We start from the raw sequence: 20,184 nt of genomic DNA, 5'->3' as shown, positions 1-20,184 counted from the left end.
AAATTATGCATATGCATAAGTTTGAGAAGATTTGGCTGGCTTTCGGAATAGGTGCTCTGGTCGTATTTTTAACAACTGTGGGAGTAAGCGCATTCTACCTTGGTAACAAACCGCCAAGTTGTTTAACTACCATTAATGTCGATAAGGTCGATCAAACTAAACCATTTGATAAGCCAGGATTACATAAGGTTGAAGGTAAAGATTGGGACTATGAATTAGTCTATGTTGCATCAGCTTTCTCCTACAATCCAGTAAAAGTGGAAGTTCCACTTGGAGCGAAGGTCAAAGTTATAGCCACGACAAAAGACGTTGTTCACGGCTTTGAAGTCGCTGGAACAAATATTAATATGATGCTTGAGCCTGGCTATGTAAGCGAATATACGACAACCTTTGACAAGGAAGGCGAATATTTAATTGTTTGTAATGAATATTGTGGTGCTGGTCACCATTTAATGAGTTCGAAGATTGAGGTGGTAAAATAATGGCTAACTCTACAGCAGGAAAAGTAAAAGTTGACCCACGTGATGCAAAGCTCTCAATGGCACACTTTTTTGTTGCCTTCTCTGCTCTAGCACTTGGTGGTTTAATGGGGCTCTTACAAACCCTAGTCCGTTCAGGTAAATGGGAACTGCCATGGGGTATTGATTATTACCAAATCTTAACTGTCCATGGTGTGTTAATGGGATTAGTTTTGACCACATTTTTTATTATGGGATTTCAGTATGCTGCCGTAAGCAGAACAACTGGAGGCCATTCAAATGCTGCCCGCCGGACTGGCTGGATCGGCTTTTGGATTATGCTAGTGGGAACCTTAATGGCTGCAACTATGGTTTTACTAAAGGAAGCATCGGTCCTTTATACTTTTTATGCACCACTTAAAGCTCATTGGATTTTTTACTTAGGTTTAACCTTTGTAATTGTCGGAAGCTGGATTGATGGTGCCGCTCAAATCATGACTTATGCAAAATGGCGGAAAAATAATCCTGGCCAACCTAGTCCGTTATTAAGCTTTATGGCCGTAATTAATACTGTCATGTGGATTATTGCTACACTTGGAGTAGCTGCTACCGTATTATTCCAATTACTCCCTTGGTCACTAGGGTTAGTTGATACAGTTGATGTTTTAGTAAGTCGGACTTTATTCTGGTATTTTGGGCATCCACTTGTTTATTTCTGGTTGTTACCAGCCTATATGTGTTGGTATGCAATTATTCCGAAAATTATCGGTGGTAAAATCTTCTCAGATTCATTAGCTCGTTTATCATTTATTTTATTCCTGTTATTTTCAATTCCGGTTGGTTTTCACCACCAATTAACAGAACCAGGGATTGACCCTGCTTGGAAGTTCTTACAAGTTATCTTAACATTTATGGTTATTATTCCATCATTAATGACTGCCTTCTCTCTATTCGCTACCTTTGAGAGATATGGCCGATCAAAAGGAGCAACTGGCCTTTTTGGCTGGTTTAAAGTACTGCCATGGGGTGATGCCCGCTTTACTGTTCCATTTATCGGTATGGCTTCATTTATCCCTGCAGGAGCAGGCGGGATCATCAATGCATCCAACCAAATGGACCAAGTGGTACATAATACCATTTGGGTTACAGGTCACTTCCATTTAACAGCCGCAACATCAGTTGTGTTAACATTCTTTGGTATTTCTTATTGGTTAGTGCCACATTTAACTGGCCGTAAATTAACTAAGACTATGAATAAATTAGGGATTATCCAAGCATGGGTATGGTTCATTGGAATGGCCTTTATGTCTGGGGCCATGCACTTCCAGGGTCTGCTTGGCGGACCAAGACGTTCGGCTTTTTCTACCTATGGCGGAGCCAAACAGGCTGCAGAATGGATTCCATATCAAATCGCTCAAGCAGTTGGCGGGACTATTCTCTTCTTAGGAATTATTCTAGTGCTGATTATTTTTATCAATTTGGCTTTCTTTGCTCCTAAAGGGGAAGAGGAATTCCCTGTTGCTGTAGCAGAAAATCTTGAAGAAAAAGCACCAATGGTCTTCGAAAACTGGAAATTATGGCTTGGAATTGCAGCTGCTTTAATCCTTTTCGCCTACACGATTCCGTTTATCGATATCATTCAAAACGCACCTCCAGGATCAAAGGGATTTCAGACTTGGAGTAAATGGTAATAAGAAAAGGCTTCAATCACCACGATTGGAGCCTTTTTAAGTTTCTTCTTTAATTTAACCTGTAGACCTTGCCAAACTTCTCATACAGATAAGTAATTAAATAATTGGGGTTTAGTCCTTCACCGGTAACATCTTGTAAGATTTCAAGCGGCTTTTTCATTTTTCCATATTGATGGATATTTTCTGTCAGCCATTCCTTAATCGGCAATAGATTTCCCTCTTCGACTAACTGATCAAAATTCGGAAGAGCTTCAATCATTTTATGCTTAAATTGTGCTGCATACATGTACCCCAATGCATATGATGGAAAATACCCAAAGCTTCCACCAGCCCAATGGACATCCTGTAATACACCCTGTGCATCATTATCAGGTCGAATGCCTAAATACTCTTCGTATTTATCATTCCAGATCTTCGGTAAATCTTTCACATCAATTTCATCATTAAATAGCCCTTTTTCAATTTCATAGCGGATGATAATATGGAGTGGATAGGTCAGTTCATCCGCTTCAATTCTTATCAAAGAAGGTTTTGATTCATTGATGGCTCGATAGAATTCTTCCATTCCTATTTGGTCAAACTGCCCACTTGCATGCTCCTTCAAAAGCTGATAATTATTATTCCAAAATGAAAAACTTCTTCCTAAGATATTCTCATAAAAAAGAGATTGTGATTCATGTATCCCCATGGAGGTCCCAGAGCAAAGCGGTGTACCAATTAGTTCTTTTGAAATATTTTGTTCATATAAAGCATGACCGCCCTCATGAATCGTTCCAAAAACTGCGGTCCGGAAGTCGTTTTCATTATAATTTGTTGTGACACGGACATCGCCAGGATTTAATCCAGTAGCGAAAGGATGAACTGTCTCGTCCAATCTGCCAGCGCTGAAATTATAACCCATTTTCCCGAGGATTTTTAAACTCAATTCCCGTTGATTTTCCTTAGGAAATTTTTTGAACAGAAAGTCTGTTTTAGGTTTGTGTGGAGATTCTGAAATTTGTTTGACCAAAGGGACAATTTTTTCTCTTAGTTCTCCAAAAACTTGATCTAGTACTTTTACCGTTACCCCAGGCTCGTATATATCTAATAAAACATCATACTTATTTCCTTCATATCCCCAATAGCTGACAAACTTTTTTGTTATTTCCACTAACTTTTCTAAGTATGGACTAAACATGGCAAAATTAGAACTTTCTTTCGCTTCTTCCCACACACTTTCTGCCTTTGATTGTAGAATGACAAACTCTTTATATTCTTCAGCAGGTATCTTTTTATTTCGTTCATAACCTTTTTTGCATTCTTCAAGAATTTTCTCAGTTTTATTGGAGAGTGGCTGTTTTGTTAAATTTGCGATATATGCGGCCATCTCTTCAGAGGTAGACATTTTAAATACTTCTGACGATAACATTCCAATTACCTCAGACCGTTGTTCGACCCCTTGCTTTGGGGCCCCCGTCCGAAGATCCCAATAAATTAGCCCAAGTGCTTCATTATAGGCAGACATTTTTTTTACATAATCCAAAAATTCTTTTTCTAATAATACCTTACTCATTCCGTTCCCCCCTTTTTATTCCCACTAAATTTTAGCATATTATTCAGAAAAATAGGTAAATTGACTGTCAACAGGGAATAAAAAAACAACAGAAATGACTTCTGTTGTAAAATATATTTATGGGGAAGTGAGTTTGACTCCTGTAAATTTAAAACATTGTCAACTTGTAGCGATAGTTTCGTGACCAAGACATATGGTTTACTTTTTAGAAATCGCCACTTTCCATGTTTCAGGACCTTCTTCAAGGTACTCCCAGGAAAATTGCTCAGGTCTCTCCATCATGAACTGATATAAAAGTGGTTTTGGATCATGATCATTAACTATCATCATGGTCTCGCCAGATTCTAATCCGTCAAAACCATTAAAAATGGTTGGATGTTTTTCACGTGGTGGAAAATCTGGTACATTGATAACTTTTGCGTAGGTTTGCATTATTATCACTCCTATTAGTTTGTTAACTTCTCTTATATTATAAGAAATCTTAGTGGAAATATTAGTGCGTGGTATCACACCAACTACATGATTTTATTAATACTGGGGGTATGCAGAAATGAACGAGTTAATCGGAAAGTGCAAGTGCTGCTGTAAAGAAATCTATTGTTTGGATGGCTTTTTTAATGGTGTCCATACTGAGGAAAAAGAGCTTTATTGTTTTGAATGCCATGAAAGTTTGAAAGTGAAAAACGAAAAACCGCAAAGCTGACCTTTGCGGATTTTTTTCTATTTACTCTTCATCAATAGACAGATCTTTAACAGGAAGTAATTCTCCCTCTTTATGGGTTGGTTTACGTAAGTTAAAGAGTGCTTTAATACAGAACACCAATAATACCACTACACCAATAAGGAAAATGGTGTCAGGTACCGCGCGCCAAGTTAATAATGTTGCAACAAGATCCTTTTGTAAGAATGCTGCTGAACGAGATGAGGCATAACCATGATTGAAGGCTTCTTTAATTTGGATAAAGCCGACAGGAAGCAAGGATAAGAAAACCATTCCTGCAAGACCGACGTTTAACAAGATACAACTAATTTTTAGCCATTTGTCGTTCCATGCTTCTGGTTTTACAATATTTCTTAATGTGTATAAGAGGACAGCAATTGCAAACATACCGTATACACCCATCATTGATCCATGACCATGAGCTGGTGTTAAGAATTGTCCGTGTTCAAAATAGCTGACAGCTGGTAAGTTAATTAAGAAACCTAGTACACCTGCACCAACTAAGTTCCAAATGGCCACAGAAATTAAGAACCAGAACGTTCCTTTGTAAGGGAAATTTACCCCGCCTTGACGCATCATCTTGTATTGCTCATATGCCTCGAGGATTAACAAGGTTAACGGAATAACTTCCATTGCTGAGAACACTGCCCCAAGCGCCAGCCAGACTTCTGCTGAACCATTATAGTAATAGTGGTGGCCAATTCCGATTACACCACTTCCTAAGAGCAAGATTAATTGGAAGTAAAGTTGTCTTACTGTTGATTTTTTTGTAACTAGACCAAGTTGAACCATTAAGAAACCAATAACAACAACTGCGAATACCTCAAAAATACCTTCTACCCATAAGTGGATAATCCACCAGCGCCAATAATCAGCGAAGGTAAAGCTAGTACCTGGGTTAATAAACAATGCAAAGATATAAAATGCAGGTACAGCAATGGCGGCGTAGAATAAGAGATGGATCAATCCACCCTTGTCTGTTTCTCGCTTAAGCCCTGCCTTTATTCCTCGATATACAATGAACAGCCAGATGAGCATCCCGACAATCAGGATTAGTTGCCAAACGCGTCCAAGTTCAATATATTCCCAGCCAGTATGTCCAAATAAGAACCATTGGTTGCCTAAATAGCCATTGGCACCAAGCCATTCTCCCACCATACTTCCTGCAACAAGGACAACCAGTGCCCAGAATAAGATATCTACTAATAAGCCTTGTTTCTTAGGTTCATAACCTCCAACAAGCGGTGCTACATAAATTCCCATTCCAAGCCATGCTGTAGCAATCCAGAAAATTGCAAGCTGCAGATGGTAACCTTTTGTAATATTAAAAGGAAGAATATCATGAATCCATTTCATTCCAAAGAAACTATCGGGCTCGATATAATAGTGGGCAAGTAAGGCCCCAAACATACACTGTACAAAGAATAACGCTGCTACGATGACGAAGTATTTTCCTGTTTTCACCTGAGAACTCGTCACAGGCATTTTACGTAAGTCGATTCGTGGGAAATTACCTTCTTTATACGCTTCCTGCATCCCAAAATTATAGCGATAGAAAACAAACAGGATAACACCAACCATTAATACGAATAACGTTATGCTGGCACCACTCCACCAAATAGCTGAGAATGATAAATGGTTGCCGGCATCTTCATAATATGGCCAGTTATTCGTATAAGTGATTTTATCTCCTTCACGAACGGTACTAGAAAGCCAAGCCGTCCAGAAAAAGAAATCAGAGATTTGTGTAATTTGGTCACCACTTGCAACGTAAGCACGATCTGTTTTGGGCATATCCCCTTCTTTAATAAGGTTTGCCTTTAATCCCCAGCCGTCACCTTTAGTAAAAATCCCTTTATAATACTCTTTTACTCTTTCTAAACCAAATTCTTGTGCACTGGTTAACTCCATTGTATCGCTTTTGCTATCATAGCGGTTTTTACGCATTTCCTTGATTACTTTATTTTTAATTACTGATTTCTGATCTTCATTTAAAGAAACAAAGTCTTTATTGTATTGTTGATTTGCTTTAAAGTCTTGCATTCCCTCTGTATATAGCTTTAATGCTTCCGCTGTATAATCGGGGCCCATATATGAACCGTGACCTAGAACGGTGCCATAATCCATTAGACCATACTTTTGAAAGACAGACTGACCACCCATAATCGTATCTTTTGTAAATAATACTTCACCCTTCTCATTAGTAACCTTTACAGGTCTAGGTGCTTGCTCTTTAAAAATCCAAAAGCCACCCACTAGTAATACCGTAAAGCTGAGTAAAATGGTGATTACTAAAATTGATTTAAGCATTGTATTTTTATTTGTCTTCACCACTTTTTTCGGTGATGTCCCCCGTTGAATTTCCATATCTATTCATCCTTTCGTGTTTCAATCCTCCCGTATTGTATCGTTCACAGGCTCGTCACAAAGTGAAGCATCTCATGATTCTCCTGTGATATTTACCACACCCCTACTCCACTGAGAATAATTTTCATAAAAGCTAATTAACTATGATGGAGGTCACATAATTGCAGTGAAATCACTGCTACAATATAACTAAATCAGGATTATTAATACGAAGGTGATGTTAATGAAGCAAGAGGACATAATAAAAAGGCTTTCTGTGGTTCCTATCTTTAAAGAATTATCGGAAGAAGAGCTAGAGCCTATCGTGAAAATTGCTCAAACCCGCTTTTATAAACATAAGATGTATGTTTTTATGCAAGGAGATCAACTGGACCGAGTTTTTTTTATTCATAGTGGAAAAATTAAGATATGCAAAACGGACCTGTCAGGTAAAGAACAATTAATTTCCGTTCTTGAACCAGGGGAAATGTTTCCTCATGCAGGATTTTTCAGAAAGGGTAACTTCCCTGCTCATGCTGAAGTAATGGAGGATGCAAATCTCATTATTATTCCCATTGATAAATTCGAAGAGATCCTAATCTCTTATCCTGAACTTTGTATTAAGCTTTTTAAAGTTTTAGGAGAAAAAATAGTGGATTTGCAAGGTAGATTAGAAGCTCAAGTTCTTCATAATACATTTGAGCAAATAATTTTACTGCTGATCAGGTTATGTAAGTCTAACGGAGAACTGGTGGACGGACTTTATCGGCTCACCACCCAGTTTACTAATCGTGAATTAGCCAATATGATTGGCACCTCTCGAGAAACCGTCAGTCGGACGATTAATCAAGTGAAAAAGAAAAACTTTGTTGTCCAAGATGAAGCTGGTTTTTACATCATTGACAAAGAAGCGCTTCAACAAGAATTGTTCTATTAATATGTTTGCTTAGGATTTTAATAAAAGAGGAGTTGTTACTATTATGGAACAAAGAATTATTGAACTGGATGTACGCGAGGATTTAAAAAATAAAATCGAGCCCTTTCAAAAGATTATGGAGGCAATAAAGGAGTTAAACGGTGATGATATTTTTATCCTTCATGCCCCTTTCAAACCTGTTCCACTTTTTGGGGTATTGAAAGCAAAAGGGTTCACGCACGAGGAAGAAGAAATTGATAAAAAGCATTGGAAAGTAATTTTCACAAAGAAAGCTTAAGGAAGAAGGGACAGTTTATGATCTTAGATAATCGTGGTTTAGAGCCGCCACAACCAATGATGCGAACCTTAGCAGCCTTGGAAACCTTGGGGGAAAACGAGACATTAACTATCATAAATGATCGAAGACCAATGTTTCTATATGAACAGCTTGAGGATTTGGGTTACAAACAAAAAACAGAACAACAAAATGACGGAAGTTTTAAAATTGAAATCTTCCGATAAAAAGGGTGAATAATCATGCTTCCTCAAAACATGGGAAGTGAAACAAATATTAAACTTCCATTTTCATTTATTTTGTTTAGTTTAATTGCCTTGGTGCTTTCGCAAGTCCTTCTGTTAGTAAATGGGCAGCTAATGGCAACAGGGAGTTTTAGAATCCCAGTGATCTGGTCTTCTGCCCATCTATTAGTGCTCGGCTGGGCTTTAATGGCTGCTATGGGAGCAATGTATCAGCTTGTACCCGTTGCATTCCTAACAAATATATGGAATGAAAAATTTGGTTTTATTCAATTCTTTGTTACAGCAGTTGGAATCACTTCCTTTTCTGGAATGTTATATTGGTCACCCCAACAGGCTGTGATTCCTGGGATACTTACACTGCTTGGTATCTTAATGTTTTTATTTCAAATGTTTATGACGCTTAAAAAACAAGCAAAACCAACTATTCTAACTGCTTTTGTTGGTTCGGCATTAATCTGTTTATTAATTACAATCCTCTTAGGGATTACCTTGATTTACAGTCTAAAAACCGGGTTTGCTGGGGAGTATTATCAATCCAACTTTAAAGCCCATTTACTAATGGGGCTCACGGGATGGTTTACACTATTAATTTTCGGCTTCTCTTATAAGATGGTTCCGATGTTTTCTTTATCTCATGGTTTTCCAATGGTCCATGCAAAATATGTACTTACGTTTTATGTCGCTGGTTTAATCGTATCGCTCATTTCCTTTTTTTCAAATAACAGTCTGCTGTTGAAAATAGGTTTCTTTTTACTCTTACTTGGTTTTTCGATATTCAGCTGGCATATCAGCATTATTATCAAAAAAAGATTGAAGAAAACACTTGATAAACCATTTACGTTCGCTATAGTTTCAATTGGATTAGCGAATGTGATTCACTTTGTAGCTTTTATCTTGCTTTGGTCTAATCATTTTGCAACTCTTGCCGGACCACTTGTTTACGCTTATTTGTTACTTTGGATTGTCTTAAGTATCGTAAGTTATTTGTATAAGATTGTCCCATTTCTCTGGTGGACATTTAAATATAGTAAGGAAATTGGAAAAACAAAGGTTCCTACCTTAAAAGAGATGATGAATGAAAAAATCGTTCCTTCATTGTTTACTTTATTTATTGGTGCGATACTGGCTGTGTTTTTTGCTTTAACTTTCCATATCACGTTCTTATTTAATATCGGCCAGTCTATCCTTTCGATTGCATTTATTATCATTGCCATTAGTATCCTTAGAGTTTTAAAAAAATAGTGAGGTGTTTATGATGAATCTTAAAGAAAAAATCGTAACCGCATTAAAAAGTGTGTATGATCCAGAACTTAATATTAATGTTGTGGACCTTGGCTTAATCTATAATATTGACATCACAGAAGAAGCAGATGTGACAATAACAATGACCTTGACAACCCCTGGCTGCCCCCTTCATGATAGCATCACAAGCGGAGTTCGCTACAGTGTAGAAGGTATTGAGGAAACTAGAAAAGTGGATGTAAATCTCGTTTGGGAACCAGCGTGGTCACCTGAAAAAATGACCCCTGAAGGACTCAGATTGTTAGGAAGGTAAAATAAAAAGCGGAAGCACCTTTAATATTGGGCTTCCGCTTTTTTCATTCTTTCATATCTCAAGCCTTTGCCTGGGTTGGCAAAACTTCTTTAATGTCTATTAATACTTTAGAGTCAAGTTCTTCATCCAGCAGTATATGAACCGTCCCCTGGTCCTGTTCACTTCGGATTAAGCGACCAACGCCTTGACGTAAACGAAGGAGCATATATGGCAGTTCGACTTCAGTAAATGGGTCGACTACTCCAGCTTTTTTCGCAGTAAAGACAGGATCATTAGGTGGAAAAGGAAGTGAATAAATCAGGACATTTTCAAGTGATCTTCCGGGTATATCCAGACCTTCCCACAAATGAATAGAACAAAGAATCGCATGCTCTTCATTCTGAAACTTAGAAACAAGTGTGCTTATTTCCTCGTCCCCTTCAAAATAAATAGGGTATGGTATTTCTCCAGAAAGGTTTTTCTTCAGCATTGCTAACTCATCTTTATTGTTGAGAAGAATCAGTGCCCGTCCCTCAGATTTACGAATTTCCTTTAAAATATAAGCAATTTTCCCTTCAATATCCTCCTGCTTAAATGCAGGCAAGTAAAGGTCCATCTTATCATCATAATCAAATGGAGATGATACTGAGAAAGAGAGGTAGTCATCAACACCAAGGCTCCCTGCAATGTAATCAAATGAATTTTGATTAGAAAGCGTAGCAGAGGAGAAAATAAATGGCTTCTTCTGAGTAAATACTTCTTCCCTCATAACTTCTTCAACCATTTTCGGCATTATTACTAGTGTTCGTTCTCCACCTTTTTCTTCAAACCAAGTAATCCCATTTAATTCTTGAAGAAAAAGAGATAAAGAATAAGTGATTTGTTCAAGGTACTCCTCAACAATTTTCAAATCATATTCATTTATAACATATAATTCACTTTCGAATACTAATTCTTCCTCTAAGAATTGAAGTGTGGACAATAACTTCCTACAGGTCTTCAAGACTAATGGATGCTTAGTAATCATTTGTTTTTCTGATCCTTGTGTTCGTTCCGAGAATTGTGAAATTCCATTGAAAAACGCTTCATTATCTAATAAAGCCTCTTCAATCTTATAAAGCGTCTTTTCACGTACTTCATTTTCCATTAACCTTGTAAGTAGTGTTTCTAGGGTGTAATCTGTAAAACGATAGCTTAATGCTTTCTGTGCAGCATATTCAAGCAGATGTCCTTCATCAAAGACAACCGAAGAATGCTCAGGTAATAGCGGCAACTGCCCTTCACGCTTTCTTGATTCCTTTGTCCAAATATGCTCCATATAAAAGTCATGAGAACAGATAATTAAATCCTCAGAATGCCGGTAAAATTCACGGTGTAGTGTTAGCCCACAGCGATGACGCTTTTCGCATGAAAAGCAATCCTGAACGGCATCCCAGCTTACTTCATTCCATTTTTCATCCGACAATGTAGGATAATCCCTTCTGTCACCATATCTTTCAAAGGTTTGCATCGAGCCAACAGAATGAACAAAATCGGGTAGGTTTTCATAAATGCTTGAAATCTCATCAGAAAAATCATTGTTCTTCGTTTGATCTAGTTTTTTCAAACACAGGTATTGATCTCGAGATTTTGCTAATCGGACATCGATATCTAATCCAAGAACCCTCTCCAGCTTTGCGATATCTCCCTCTTTCTTCACCAGCTGCTCTATTAATGTCTCATCTGCACAAGCAATAATAGCAGGTCGATTGGTATAACGTGCATATAAAATCGCATAAAGCAAATATACAATAGTTTTTCCCGTTCCAACGCCCGCTTCTGCAAACATTACCTTTTTATCTTTATAGGCATTTTCAAGTTGAAACGCCATATAGATTTGTTCATCTCTTAATTCGAAGCCTGCTTCTGGCAAAATATCATAAAACAAATCACCAATCCATTCACCTAATTTATCATAAAAGGATTCTGTCTTGGCAATCTCAAATGGCATGCGTTTTTGCATGTTACCCTCCCCATAAAACGTTTATATGATTCAACAAAAAGTATTGCATTTGATTTACGTGTTTCCAAGTTACTCATTTAGACGAGGAGGCTTCTTTCCCCAATATTGATAGAGATCCGTTCGAATAAAGCCGTTAAAGAGCTTTCGCTTTTTTGTAGCGGGCCTTCCATAAAATTGTTCGAACTGCTCATTAGAAGTTAAGATATAGATTGACCATGTATCAAGAGCATTAAAAGCCTGACCCATTTCTTTATACATCTGTTCGACTGCTTTTTTCTCCCCGAGTCTTTCCCCATAGGGCGGGTTTCCGACAATAACACCGTATTGCTTATTTGTTGAAATATCGCTAACTTGCATTTGCTTAAACCGAATGAGGTCTCCGAATCCCGCTTCAAAAGCATTTTCTTGGGCGATTTTCACCATTCTGTGATCGATATCAGTCCCTAAAATATCTAAGGGCTGATCATAATTAGCCAAATCCTCTGCTTCATTTCTAGCGTCTTCCCAAACCTTTGTTGGAATCCAATTCCAATGCTCAGAAACAAATTCCCGATTAAAGCCTGGAGCAATATTTTGGCCAATCATGGCTGCTTCTATCGGAATCGTCCCTGATCCGCAGAAGGGGTCCATAAATGGACGGTCTGCTTTCCAATTAGTAAGCAAAACGAGAGCCGCTGCCAGAGTTTCCTTAAGTGGTGCCTCACCCTGGTCGATGCGATAGCCGCGTTTATGCAGCCCTTGACCACTTGTGTCAATTGTTAATGTTGCAACATCTTTTAATAGGGCTACTTCGATACGAAAATATGCACCGTTTTCCTCAAACCAGGTATTTCGTTTATAGTGTTGTTTCATTCGTTCCACAACCGCTTTCTTAACGATTGCCTGGCAATCAGAGACACTAAATAGCTTTGATTTTACCGATTTACCAACAACAGGAAATTCAGCGTCTTCTGGTAAGAATTTTTCCCATGGGAGTGCCTTGGTTTTTTCGAATAATTCGTCAAAAGTAAACGCCTTAAATTCTCCGACTTTAATCTTAATTCTGTCCGCTGTTCGCAGCCATAAATTGCTGCGGGCGATTGTCATTTCATCCCCAGTATAGATGACCTTTCCATTTTCAACTTCACAGTCGTAGCCTAATGCACGAACTTCTTTGGCAACTAATGCCTCAAGCCCCATTGCCGCGGTAGCTATTATTTGATAATTTCCCATATTTTCACCCTTAATTCTTTTCATTTGTATGTATTTTTTTGTTCGTTATGATAATCTTCATTCGCTTTCATTATGGACAAAAACTAGTTATTGAATGCAATTTGCTTATTAATAACAATAAAAAGCTCTCCTTATTAGGAGAGCCGTTTATTCCCAGCATACATTCCCATCAATAACGTTCTGTAAGCCATGTTCTGTACCAGTGTACTACAAACGACACGGGTGTGTCTCGTACTTAGGTGGTAATCATCTATCTACAGGTTCAAATTTTGAACCTGTCCTTCTCCTCGTTCAATTCCTCAGAGAAAGTGCCCCTACCATTATTTGGGTTTCTCGCTCGTGGGGTTTACCCGTTCCACCCTTTCCATTTCTGGAAAGGCTCCGTCACTGTGGCACTTTTATAGGTATTCACACCATATCCTAAAGGGACTTAGGTATTTTCCCGGCCGTCAACTGGATGCTAGTCCCAGCTGCCCTAGCTTATGAATTGGCTAGGCACGAACACTACGAGCATCTCAGCTCGTGCGAGCATGGACTTTCCTCTGCAAGATTGCTATTGCATCTTACAGCGATTACCCGAACGTTATTAATGAATACATTTTATTATATGTATTTCACGCTGGTATTTCAATGGTTATTAACAGGGAATTTCCCTATTTTTTGTTAATCGTAGAGCTTGTTTCCAAAAACGTGTTTTTCAAGATTAGATAATCGCTTCAAAATATCAAAATTTGTCGTACCAGCAGGTTGTGCTGTTGGTTGTCTTTTGGTTGTATCTTCAAGCTGCTTTCGAAGTCGTAAGTTTTCCTGTTGCAGTTCTTCCACTTCCTGATGGAATGTTCCATAATCTTTAATGATTAGATCTAAGAACTTATCAACATCTTCTTGCTTATACCCTCGTACTCCCGTTTTAAACTCTTTTTCTAAAATATCCTTAGCAGTTAATTTCACTTTATCTGACAGCATTCTATTCACCTCAGTATTCGCCAATCACTACTTATTATTTTTTCAAAAATATGTAGTTTTGTCAATTTTCATTTGTATTGTAAGTATTATGACTAGTAAATCAATTCAATATATGGAATAACCATATTAATAATGACCAAAATTTAAAAATCAGTTCGTTTCAATTGTTCTTCTTCAACAATCATTTGTATATCATAAAAGGTGATTAGTTCAATTGGGTATGCCTGTTTTTTCTGGTAATCTAAAGCCATCCCATAGAGGTATTTAGGGCTCCCTTCCTTTTCATTGTCGTAAAGAAGAAGAAGGCCTTCGCTTTTTTCTATAAAAAATTGATTCTTTAACCGAAATTGCCATGGTTTTTCATATCCCTTTTTCGTAACCGAATCAACAAAATCTGCTTGTGCAAGGACAGATTCATACCATTCTTGGTTATTTTCCTTCCAGGATGCTTGCTGGTCTAAGAAAGGGGTAATCACCGCGAGTTTTAAATCAGGATATTCTACTTGCATTTCAAACACAACCTCAGCAGCCCACAGTTCCACACCTAACTGACCGCTTATCAGGACCCACTCTAAACCTGATTCTACGAATGGAAGTAATGATTTCTTTATGGCAGCCTTAATAAAAAAGACGGATGGATGATCATTCTTAAATATTCCTAATTCGAAAGGTTTGTAACCTGATACGGCTAGAACTTTCATCAAAAATGTTCTCCTCAATAAAGAAAATTTTTAAAAATGGACAAACATTTGGACAAGTACAGCATATTATGAAGTATAAATAATTAAAAAAACAAGGGCTGGAAAGCCCCTGTAATTGCCATCCCTATTAGCGTCTTGGCCCCATGAATGGACCCGGTGCAAAACCTGGGCCTCCTGGGCCAGCCATTCCTGGACCGAAACCTGGACCTCCTGGGCCGCCCATTCCTGGACCAAATCCTGGACCAAATCCTGGTCCTCCTGGGCCAAACCCTGGACCTCCCGGCATAGCGTTAGGTAGAGAATTTGCTGCTGGCATTTGTGCTGGCAATGGTGCTGGCATTGCAGGTGCACAAGGATTACAGCAGTTTATCTGCTGATTGCATACCTCTTCAGCGCAAGAAGCAGTTTGCGGGCAATAATGTTTATGTTGATACAAATGATGATTCACCGTAGTTGTGTGGACAGGGTGAATATGGGGAACCACGGTTGTTGAAAACGTATGGTTCACAATTTGTTGAGTCGGATGAATAACAGGCGGCATAAAATTAGTTCCAAGATACATATAATAATCTCCCTTCAATAATTTGTTTACATTACAGCCTATGATGAAGGGTATACTCTTGTACTAATGAAAACACCTATTTTTCATAAGTAGACAGTCATTTCAATAATTTCTATTTAACTATGATTAAATATCACCAGCAATGAACAAAAACAGTTCTAGGCTTGTCATATGTTTATTTTATAGAAAAGAATAAAAGCTATCTTTTAAACTTGTAAAAATAACTGCAGTCAAACATACAACAATAAAAAATAAGAATAAAATTGCTTTATACATATTACCAGCTCCAAGTATTTTTAAGTCGTTTTTTCTCAATCCAATTTCAAATTTTACAACTTTCAACTATGATAAACAATATGGAAATACTGGTTTTTTAAATAAATTTACTATGAATTTATGACAAAAAATCGAACTTTATTAAAAAACTCGCCGACTGGCGAAGACAGTGGCGTTTTTTCTCTTATGCCCGATAGGAAAGTTATACTTTCCTATCGGCAAAAAGAACAATCGTCCGGGCAGCTATTTAGCCTTTTTTCGCTCTAACCGTTTAAGTCTAAAATTAAGATGCTCTATGGAACATTGGCCAGAAATTTTTGGTGTTTTTTCATGTTCTGATAGGATCATTAACGCTTTTTGACAGTAATCAATGGCAAGTCGATAATCTTTTAACCTATGTTCATGTATTTTTGCAAGTTCTACGCAGGCTTCTAACATCAACCTAATATCACCAGAGTGGGCAACGTCTGAAAATAATTTTTGTGCATTTTCCCAGTCACATTCTTTTTTACGTTGTAATGCCAACGAAAATTTGGCTTGATATGAAGGCATATCATTGCCATTTATAAGTTTGGTCAATACTTTCTCAGCTTGATTTTCTTGACCTAAGGATGAAAACCAGCGCCCTACCTCATAAGATTCGGCCCTTGTTTGATTAATATCTATTCCATATAGTTGAAAAGTAATATGTGTGTATAAAGTAACGAGGGATAAAATATCGATTTCATTGTGTTTTAAAATCCCCAGCATGCCATTCGGCTGCTTGCTCTCAATGAAATCAAAATAAATCATCGGCGCCAAAAAGCCGGGAATATCATCCACCCTTTCCACCCCAAGAACCTCTTTTTCAACTACCGCCAGCTTCAGCCGGTCTAGTTTATGCTTCCAAAGCCTTCGAGCGGCATGAAATAAATCAAAATGGCCAAACTGCGGCAAGTTTGGGACATGATCCCGAACCAAGGTATGCCTTGTTTTAACCTGTGGCCAATCAAAGGATTTCCCATTATAGGTAACTAGGGTTTTATAATTTACCTTCCTCAGAAAGCTATGATATAAAGGGACTTCAGCGCCTGGATTTGGCAAAATATGTTGTCTTAAAATGAGTGTATCCCCAGAAATACTTGCGTAGCCAAGCAGGAAAATGGTGTTTCCTGCCCCTCCGCCAAGTCCGGTTGTTTCGGTATCAAAAAAGAACAGTTCTTCTGGATGATGACCTTCGGCAGATAACGGATGATTTATAGGCTGGTTGTTCCAAAGTTCAACCGCTGTTAGAAAATCCCGAAAACAGTAATGACCATGTTGTTGTGAGAGAGGATAGTGTATTTCTCTTATTAAACAGTAGTTTTCGTCTAAAAAATAAGGAAACACACTCGCTTGCTTCCATATATCATTGAAGGGAATCTCAAGGTCAGCAGCTTGTGGAGACGTAATAACTTTTTCAGGTTGTCCCCCAACAGAAAGATGTGGTTTTAAACGATTTAATTTATTTTTTAACGACATCGCCAACTCTTCCTTTTTCTATATTGAGGATTTTAAAAAGGTATCAATAATTTTTAAAGTATCTTTTTTGGCTGAATCACTAACGGTGTCCGTACCAATACATGACGGGCAGCCAAATTCACACATGCAGCCTGTAATCATTTTCTTTGTTTCCGCAAATACTTCTGACATTCCTGTATATATTTTTTCACTTAAGCCAATTCCCCCTGGATAGCGATCATAAAAGAAAATGGTTGGCTTTTCGTTATGGTCGGCCTTTACTTGTGGAATCACATGGATATCCTGTGGATCTGCCATTACAAATAACGGTGCGATATGGTTAAGTGAGTGGGCTGCCCCGACAAGCCCCTGTTCTAGCCTCTCATGGCCCATTTCCGAAAGCGGCACATTTAAGGAAATCCACGCAGCATTTGTGTGTAGCTCCTCTTCAGGCAGGTGGATTGGTCCAGACCCAATGTTTTCGTGTGTCTCGAATTTAATTTTTTTAAAAATGGTGGCCATCGCTCTAACACTTACATCCCCGAAGCCAAATTCTGCATCCTCATTTGCTTGAAGTTTGTCCACCTCGAGGACTTTTAATTGGACCGCTAAGTTAGCATCGGTAAAATAGTCTACATCTACTTCCCTAACGAATGCTTTTTTCTCTTCCCAATCTAGTTTCTCTACCTGGAATTGAGTACCTTGATGTAAATAAATCGCTTCATCATGAAGAAGCGTCATCGCAGAGAAGCGGTCCATTTCACCAATTACTTTGACATTGGCAACATCTGTTTGGTCCACAATGATTACATTTTCTTGTGATGCTGATCGTAAACTAATGTTATGGGCAGGAAAAGAATCATTCATCCAATACCACTTTCCGCCATTATGATATAGGACGCGTTCCTCTGTTAAATATTCTAATAATTCCTCCGTTTCCACACTTCCAAATTTTTCTCCTGCTTTAAATGGCAGCTCATATGCTGCACATTTCATATGATCGATTAAAATAATTAAATTATCTGGATTGATCCTTGCTGTTTCAGGGCTTTTATTAAAGAAGTAGTCAGGATTCTGAATGATATATTGATCAAGCGGACTTGAACTTGCTACCATAATCACCAAAGCCTCACTATGCCTTCGGCCAGCTCTTCCAGCTTGCTGCCAGGCGCTTGAAATAGTCCCCGGGTAGCCTGTCATTATACATACCTGCAACTGTCCAATATCGACCCCAAGTTCTAGAGCATTGGTGCTGACGACGCCATATATCTCACCAGAACGGAGACCTTTTTCAATCTTCCGTCGCTCCGTTGGCAGATATCCGCCACGGTAACCCATAATAGATTTGGCTCCCAACTGATTTTTCACTAATTCTTGCAAATAGGTGAGGATAATTTCGACTCTTACTCTGCTTCTCGCAAAAACGATCGTTTGAATTTTATTTTTTAATAGTTCCCCCGCAATTTTCCGAACCTCAAGTGTGGCGCTCCTTCTAATGTTTAGTGGCTTGTTTACGATTGGGGGGTTATAGAAGAGAAAATGCTTTGTCCCACTAGGAGCCCCATTATTATCGATTAAGTGCATGGTTTCTTCTGTTAATGTTTCTGCTAACTCCAGTGGATTTGCGATGGTTGCCGATGTACAAATAAATACAGGGTTGCTCCCATAATAGTTACAGATACGTTTTAATCTTCTTATTACATTAGCCACGTGACTGCCAAACACGCCGCGATACGTATGAAGTTCATCAATTACCACAAATTTAAGGTTTTCAAACAGTGAAACCCATTTTGTATGATGGGGAAGAATGGCAGAGTGGAGCATATCAGGGTTAGTAATCACAACATGTCCCGCCTGTCTCACTCGTTGGCGAATATTTGCTGGCGTATCGCCATCGTACGTGTAACTATTAATGTCAACACCTGCTGCTTGAATAATTTCATTGATTTCACTCTTTTGGTCTTGTGCCAGTGCCTTTGTAGGAAACATATACAAAGCACGTGCGCTAGGATTTGCTAGAATCGTTTGCAGTACTGGAAGGTTGTAGCAAAGGGTTTTTCCAGACGCTGTAGGAGTTACTGCGACAATACTTTTTCGGTCAATAATATTTTGATAGGCCGACTTTTGATGTGTATATAGCCGTTCTATTCCCCTGCTATTTAGAGCAGATTTTAACAATGGATTGAGATCATCAGGAAACGGGACTATTTGGGCATGCTTTTCTTCGATTGTGTGCCAGGTAACGATATTTTCCTTAAATTGCTCATTTATTTTTAAATCTGTTAATATTTCTTGTAAGTTTTTTCTTAACTTCATCCACTCTCACCTCATTATCTCTATTCTACCCGAATGAGCGTTCGCAACAAAAGGAAAAATGATTATTTTATACTTCTCTTCCGTGTGGTATCTTTTTCCTGTACTCTTTTTCTATACTCTTTCCTCGTAATAATAAATATTAATAACCTAAACAATTTCTAAAATAATTTGTTACAATAATAATAACTGACTATTACTGTGAAGGTGATCAAATGAAAATCGAAGAAATTAAAAGAGTTCTCGCTGACTTTACCCTTTTTCGTGAATTAAATGATTTTGAGTTAACTAAAGTTTCAGATATTGCAATCACAAGAGAATGGAAAAAACAAAGCCATGTTTTTCTCCAAGGTGACCCACTTGAAAATGTCTATTTTATTTATAATGGAAAAGTAAAAATCTACAAAAGTGACATAAATGGAAAAGAACAAATTGTTGCGATTGCAAAAAAAGGGGAGATGTTTCCCCATGTTGGATTTTTCAGAAAAGGGGATTATCCAGCTTATGCGGAGGTGCTTGAGCCATCTACTCTGATTGCTGTCCCCATTTCCAAATTTGAAACGGTTTTGATTGAAAACCCTGAATTATGTATTAAGGTATTTAAAGTATTAGGAGAAAAAATCGTTGATTTACAAAACCGATTAGAAGAACAGATTTTGAATAATACATATGAACAAATTGTAAAACTTCTAATTCGCCTCGCCCAGAAGCATGGAAAGGAACAAGACGATGGGACCATTATTTTGAAGTCCGAATTTACCAACAAGGATCTTGCTAATATGATCGGAACCACTAGAGAAACAATCAGCAGGACGCTGACAAAAATGAAAAAAGATGAATTAATAGAAGTAGATGACCATGGCAACATGATTGTTGATGTGGAAATTCTAATGGAAGAAATTCAATTAATTTAAC

At 38.0% G+C, this 20,184-nt stretch carries 19 protein-coding genes and 1 other RNA gene; 9 read left to right on the top strand and 11 right to left on the bottom strand.

Annotated features, from left to right (window positions below; all coding sequences use genetic code 11):
- Positions 1 to 5 precede the first annotated feature (5 nt).
- Both V7121_RS13880 and V7121_RS13875 read left to right on the top strand, forming a co-directional pair.
- Entirely contained in the window at positions 6 to 482 is a 477-nt protein-coding gene (locus V7121_RS13880) for a cytochrome c oxidase subunit II (RefSeq protein ID WP_335500411.1), read from the top strand.
- A complete protein-coding gene (locus V7121_RS13875) occupies positions 482 to 2,149 on the top strand; it encodes a b(o/a)3-type cytochrome-c oxidase subunit 1 (protein ID WP_335500413.1) in 1,668 nt (555 codons plus the stop codon). Before V7121_RS13880 ends, V7121_RS13875 begins: the two co-directional genes overlap by 1 nt.
- Positions 2,150 to 2,198: 49 nt before the next feature.
- Here V7121_RS13875 and V7121_RS13870 read toward each other — a convergent pair whose 3' ends face one another.
- Both V7121_RS13870 and V7121_RS13865 read right to left on the bottom strand, forming a co-directional pair.
- Positions 2,199 to 3,701: a carboxypeptidase M32 gene (locus tag V7121_RS13870; RefSeq protein ID WP_335500415.1), complete on the bottom strand. Its 1,503-nt coding sequence runs from the start codon at positions 3,699 to 3,701 to the stop codon at positions 2,199 to 2,201.
- A 198-nt stretch (positions 3,702 to 3,899) separates the two neighbouring features.
- Positions 3,900 to 4,133, bottom strand: coding sequence for a DUF2249 domain-containing protein (locus V7121_RS13865; protein ID WP_335500418.1), 234 nt, complete (start codon positions 4,131 to 4,133; stop codon positions 3,900 to 3,902).
- A gap of 118 nt (positions 4,134 to 4,251) precedes the next feature.
- On the opposite strand from V7121_RS13865, the gene V7121_RS13860 reads away from it, so the two are divergent.
- A complete protein-coding gene (locus V7121_RS13860; protein WP_335500419.1) occupies positions 4,252 to 4,404 on the top strand; it encodes a hypothetical protein in 153 nt (50 codons plus the stop codon).
- A gap of 21 nt (positions 4,405 to 4,425) precedes the next feature.
- Here the strand turns inward: V7121_RS13860 and V7121_RS13855 are convergent, their stop codons facing one another.
- Positions 4,426 to 6,789: a nitric-oxide reductase large subunit gene (locus V7121_RS13855; RefSeq protein WP_335546847.1), complete on the bottom strand. Its 2,364-nt coding sequence runs from the start codon at positions 6,787 to 6,789 to the stop codon at positions 4,426 to 4,428.
- A gap of 223 nt (positions 6,790 to 7,012) precedes the next feature.
- Here V7121_RS13855 and V7121_RS13850 point away from each other — a divergent pair, with 223 nt between their 5' ends.
- The 5 genes from V7121_RS13850 to V7121_RS13830 are packed head-to-tail and all read left to right on the top strand — an operon-like array spanning position 7,013 to position 9,779.
- Positions 7,013 to 7,705, top strand: a complete 693-nt coding sequence (locus tag V7121_RS13850; RefSeq protein WP_335500427.1) for a Crp/Fnr family transcriptional regulator — start codon at positions 7,013 to 7,015, stop codon at positions 7,703 to 7,705.
- A gap of 43 nt (positions 7,706 to 7,748) precedes the next feature.
- Complete coding sequence (locus V7121_RS13845) at positions 7,749 to 7,982, top strand: DUF2249 domain-containing protein (RefSeq protein ID WP_335500429.1); 234 nt, start codon at positions 7,749 to 7,751, stop codon at positions 7,980 to 7,982.
- A gap of 17 nt (positions 7,983 to 7,999) precedes the next feature.
- Entirely contained in the window at positions 8,000 to 8,206 is a 207-nt protein-coding gene (locus V7121_RS13840) for a DUF2249 domain-containing protein (protein ID WP_335500431.1), read from the top strand.
- A 15-nt stretch (positions 8,207 to 8,221) separates the two neighbouring features.
- Positions 8,222 to 9,466, top strand: a complete 1,245-nt coding sequence (locus V7121_RS13835; protein WP_335546845.1) for a hypothetical protein — start codon at positions 8,222 to 8,224, stop codon at positions 9,464 to 9,466.
- A 13-nt stretch (positions 9,467 to 9,479) separates the two neighbouring features.
- Positions 9,480 to 9,779 carry a metal-sulfur cluster assembly factor gene (locus V7121_RS13830; RefSeq protein WP_335500435.1) on the top strand — a complete coding sequence of 100 codons (300 nt, stop codon included), beginning with the start codon at positions 9,480 to 9,482 and terminating at the stop codon, positions 9,777 to 9,779.
- A 58-nt stretch (positions 9,780 to 9,837) separates the two neighbouring features.
- Here V7121_RS13830 and V7121_RS13825 read toward each other — a convergent pair whose 3' ends face one another.
- The 8 genes from V7121_RS13825 to V7121_RS13785 form a co-directional block, all read right to left on the bottom strand.
- Positions 9,838 to 11,760: an ATP-dependent DNA helicase gene (locus V7121_RS13825; RefSeq protein ID WP_335546843.1), complete on the bottom strand. Its 1,923-nt coding sequence runs from the start codon at positions 11,758 to 11,760 to the stop codon at positions 9,838 to 9,840.
- Between the two features lie 69 nt (positions 11,761 to 11,829).
- Entirely contained in the window at positions 11,830 to 12,972 is a 1,143-nt protein-coding gene (locus V7121_RS13820) for a THUMP domain-containing class I SAM-dependent RNA methyltransferase (protein WP_335546841.1), read from the bottom strand.
- A 178-nt stretch (positions 12,973 to 13,150) separates the two neighbouring features.
- Positions 13,151 to 13,556: RNase P RNA component class B (gene rnpB / locus V7121_RS13815), an RNA gene on the bottom strand.
- A gap of 79 nt (positions 13,557 to 13,635) precedes the next feature.
- Entirely contained in the window at positions 13,636 to 13,938 is a 303-nt protein-coding gene (gpsB, locus tag V7121_RS13810; RefSeq protein ID WP_335500439.1) for a cell division regulator GpsB, read from the bottom strand.
- Between the two features lie 143 nt (positions 13,939 to 14,081).
- Positions 14,082 to 14,639: a DUF1273 domain-containing protein gene (locus V7121_RS13805; RefSeq protein WP_335499845.1), complete on the bottom strand. Its 558-nt coding sequence runs from the start codon at positions 14,637 to 14,639 to the stop codon at positions 14,082 to 14,084.
- Between the two features lie 127 nt (positions 14,640 to 14,766).
- Positions 14,767 to 15,201, bottom strand: a complete 435-nt coding sequence (locus V7121_RS13800) for a CotD family spore coat protein (RefSeq protein ID WP_335546839.1) — start codon at positions 15,199 to 15,201, stop codon at positions 14,767 to 14,769.
- Positions 15,202 to 15,720: 519 nt separating this feature from the next.
- Complete coding sequence (locus V7121_RS13790; protein ID WP_335499768.1) at positions 15,721 to 16,977, bottom strand: ribonuclease H-like domain-containing protein; 1,257 nt, start codon at positions 16,975 to 16,977, stop codon at positions 15,721 to 15,723.
- An 18-nt stretch (positions 16,978 to 16,995) separates the two neighbouring features.
- Positions 16,996 to 19,272 (bottom strand): DEAD/DEAH box helicase, encoded by a 2,277-nt coding sequence (locus V7121_RS13785; RefSeq protein WP_335546837.1) that lies wholly within the window; start codon positions 19,270 to 19,272, stop codon positions 16,996 to 16,998.
- A 212-nt stretch (positions 19,273 to 19,484) separates the two neighbouring features.
- On the opposite strand from V7121_RS13785, the gene V7121_RS13780 reads away from it, so the two are divergent.
- Positions 19,485 to 20,183, top strand: coding sequence for a Crp/Fnr family transcriptional regulator (locus tag V7121_RS13780; RefSeq protein WP_335546835.1), 699 nt, complete (start codon positions 19,485 to 19,487; stop codon positions 20,181 to 20,183).
- Position 20,184: the final 1 nt, after the last annotated feature.

This window comes from Neobacillus drentensis (genome assembly GCF_036962125.1).
GTDB classification, from domain to species: Bacteria; Bacillota; Bacilli; order Bacillales; family Cytobacillaceae; genus Neobacillus; species Neobacillus drentensis_B.
Note: the sequence above shows the minus strand (reverse complement) of the source record. Positions and strands in the feature narration are given on the sequence as shown.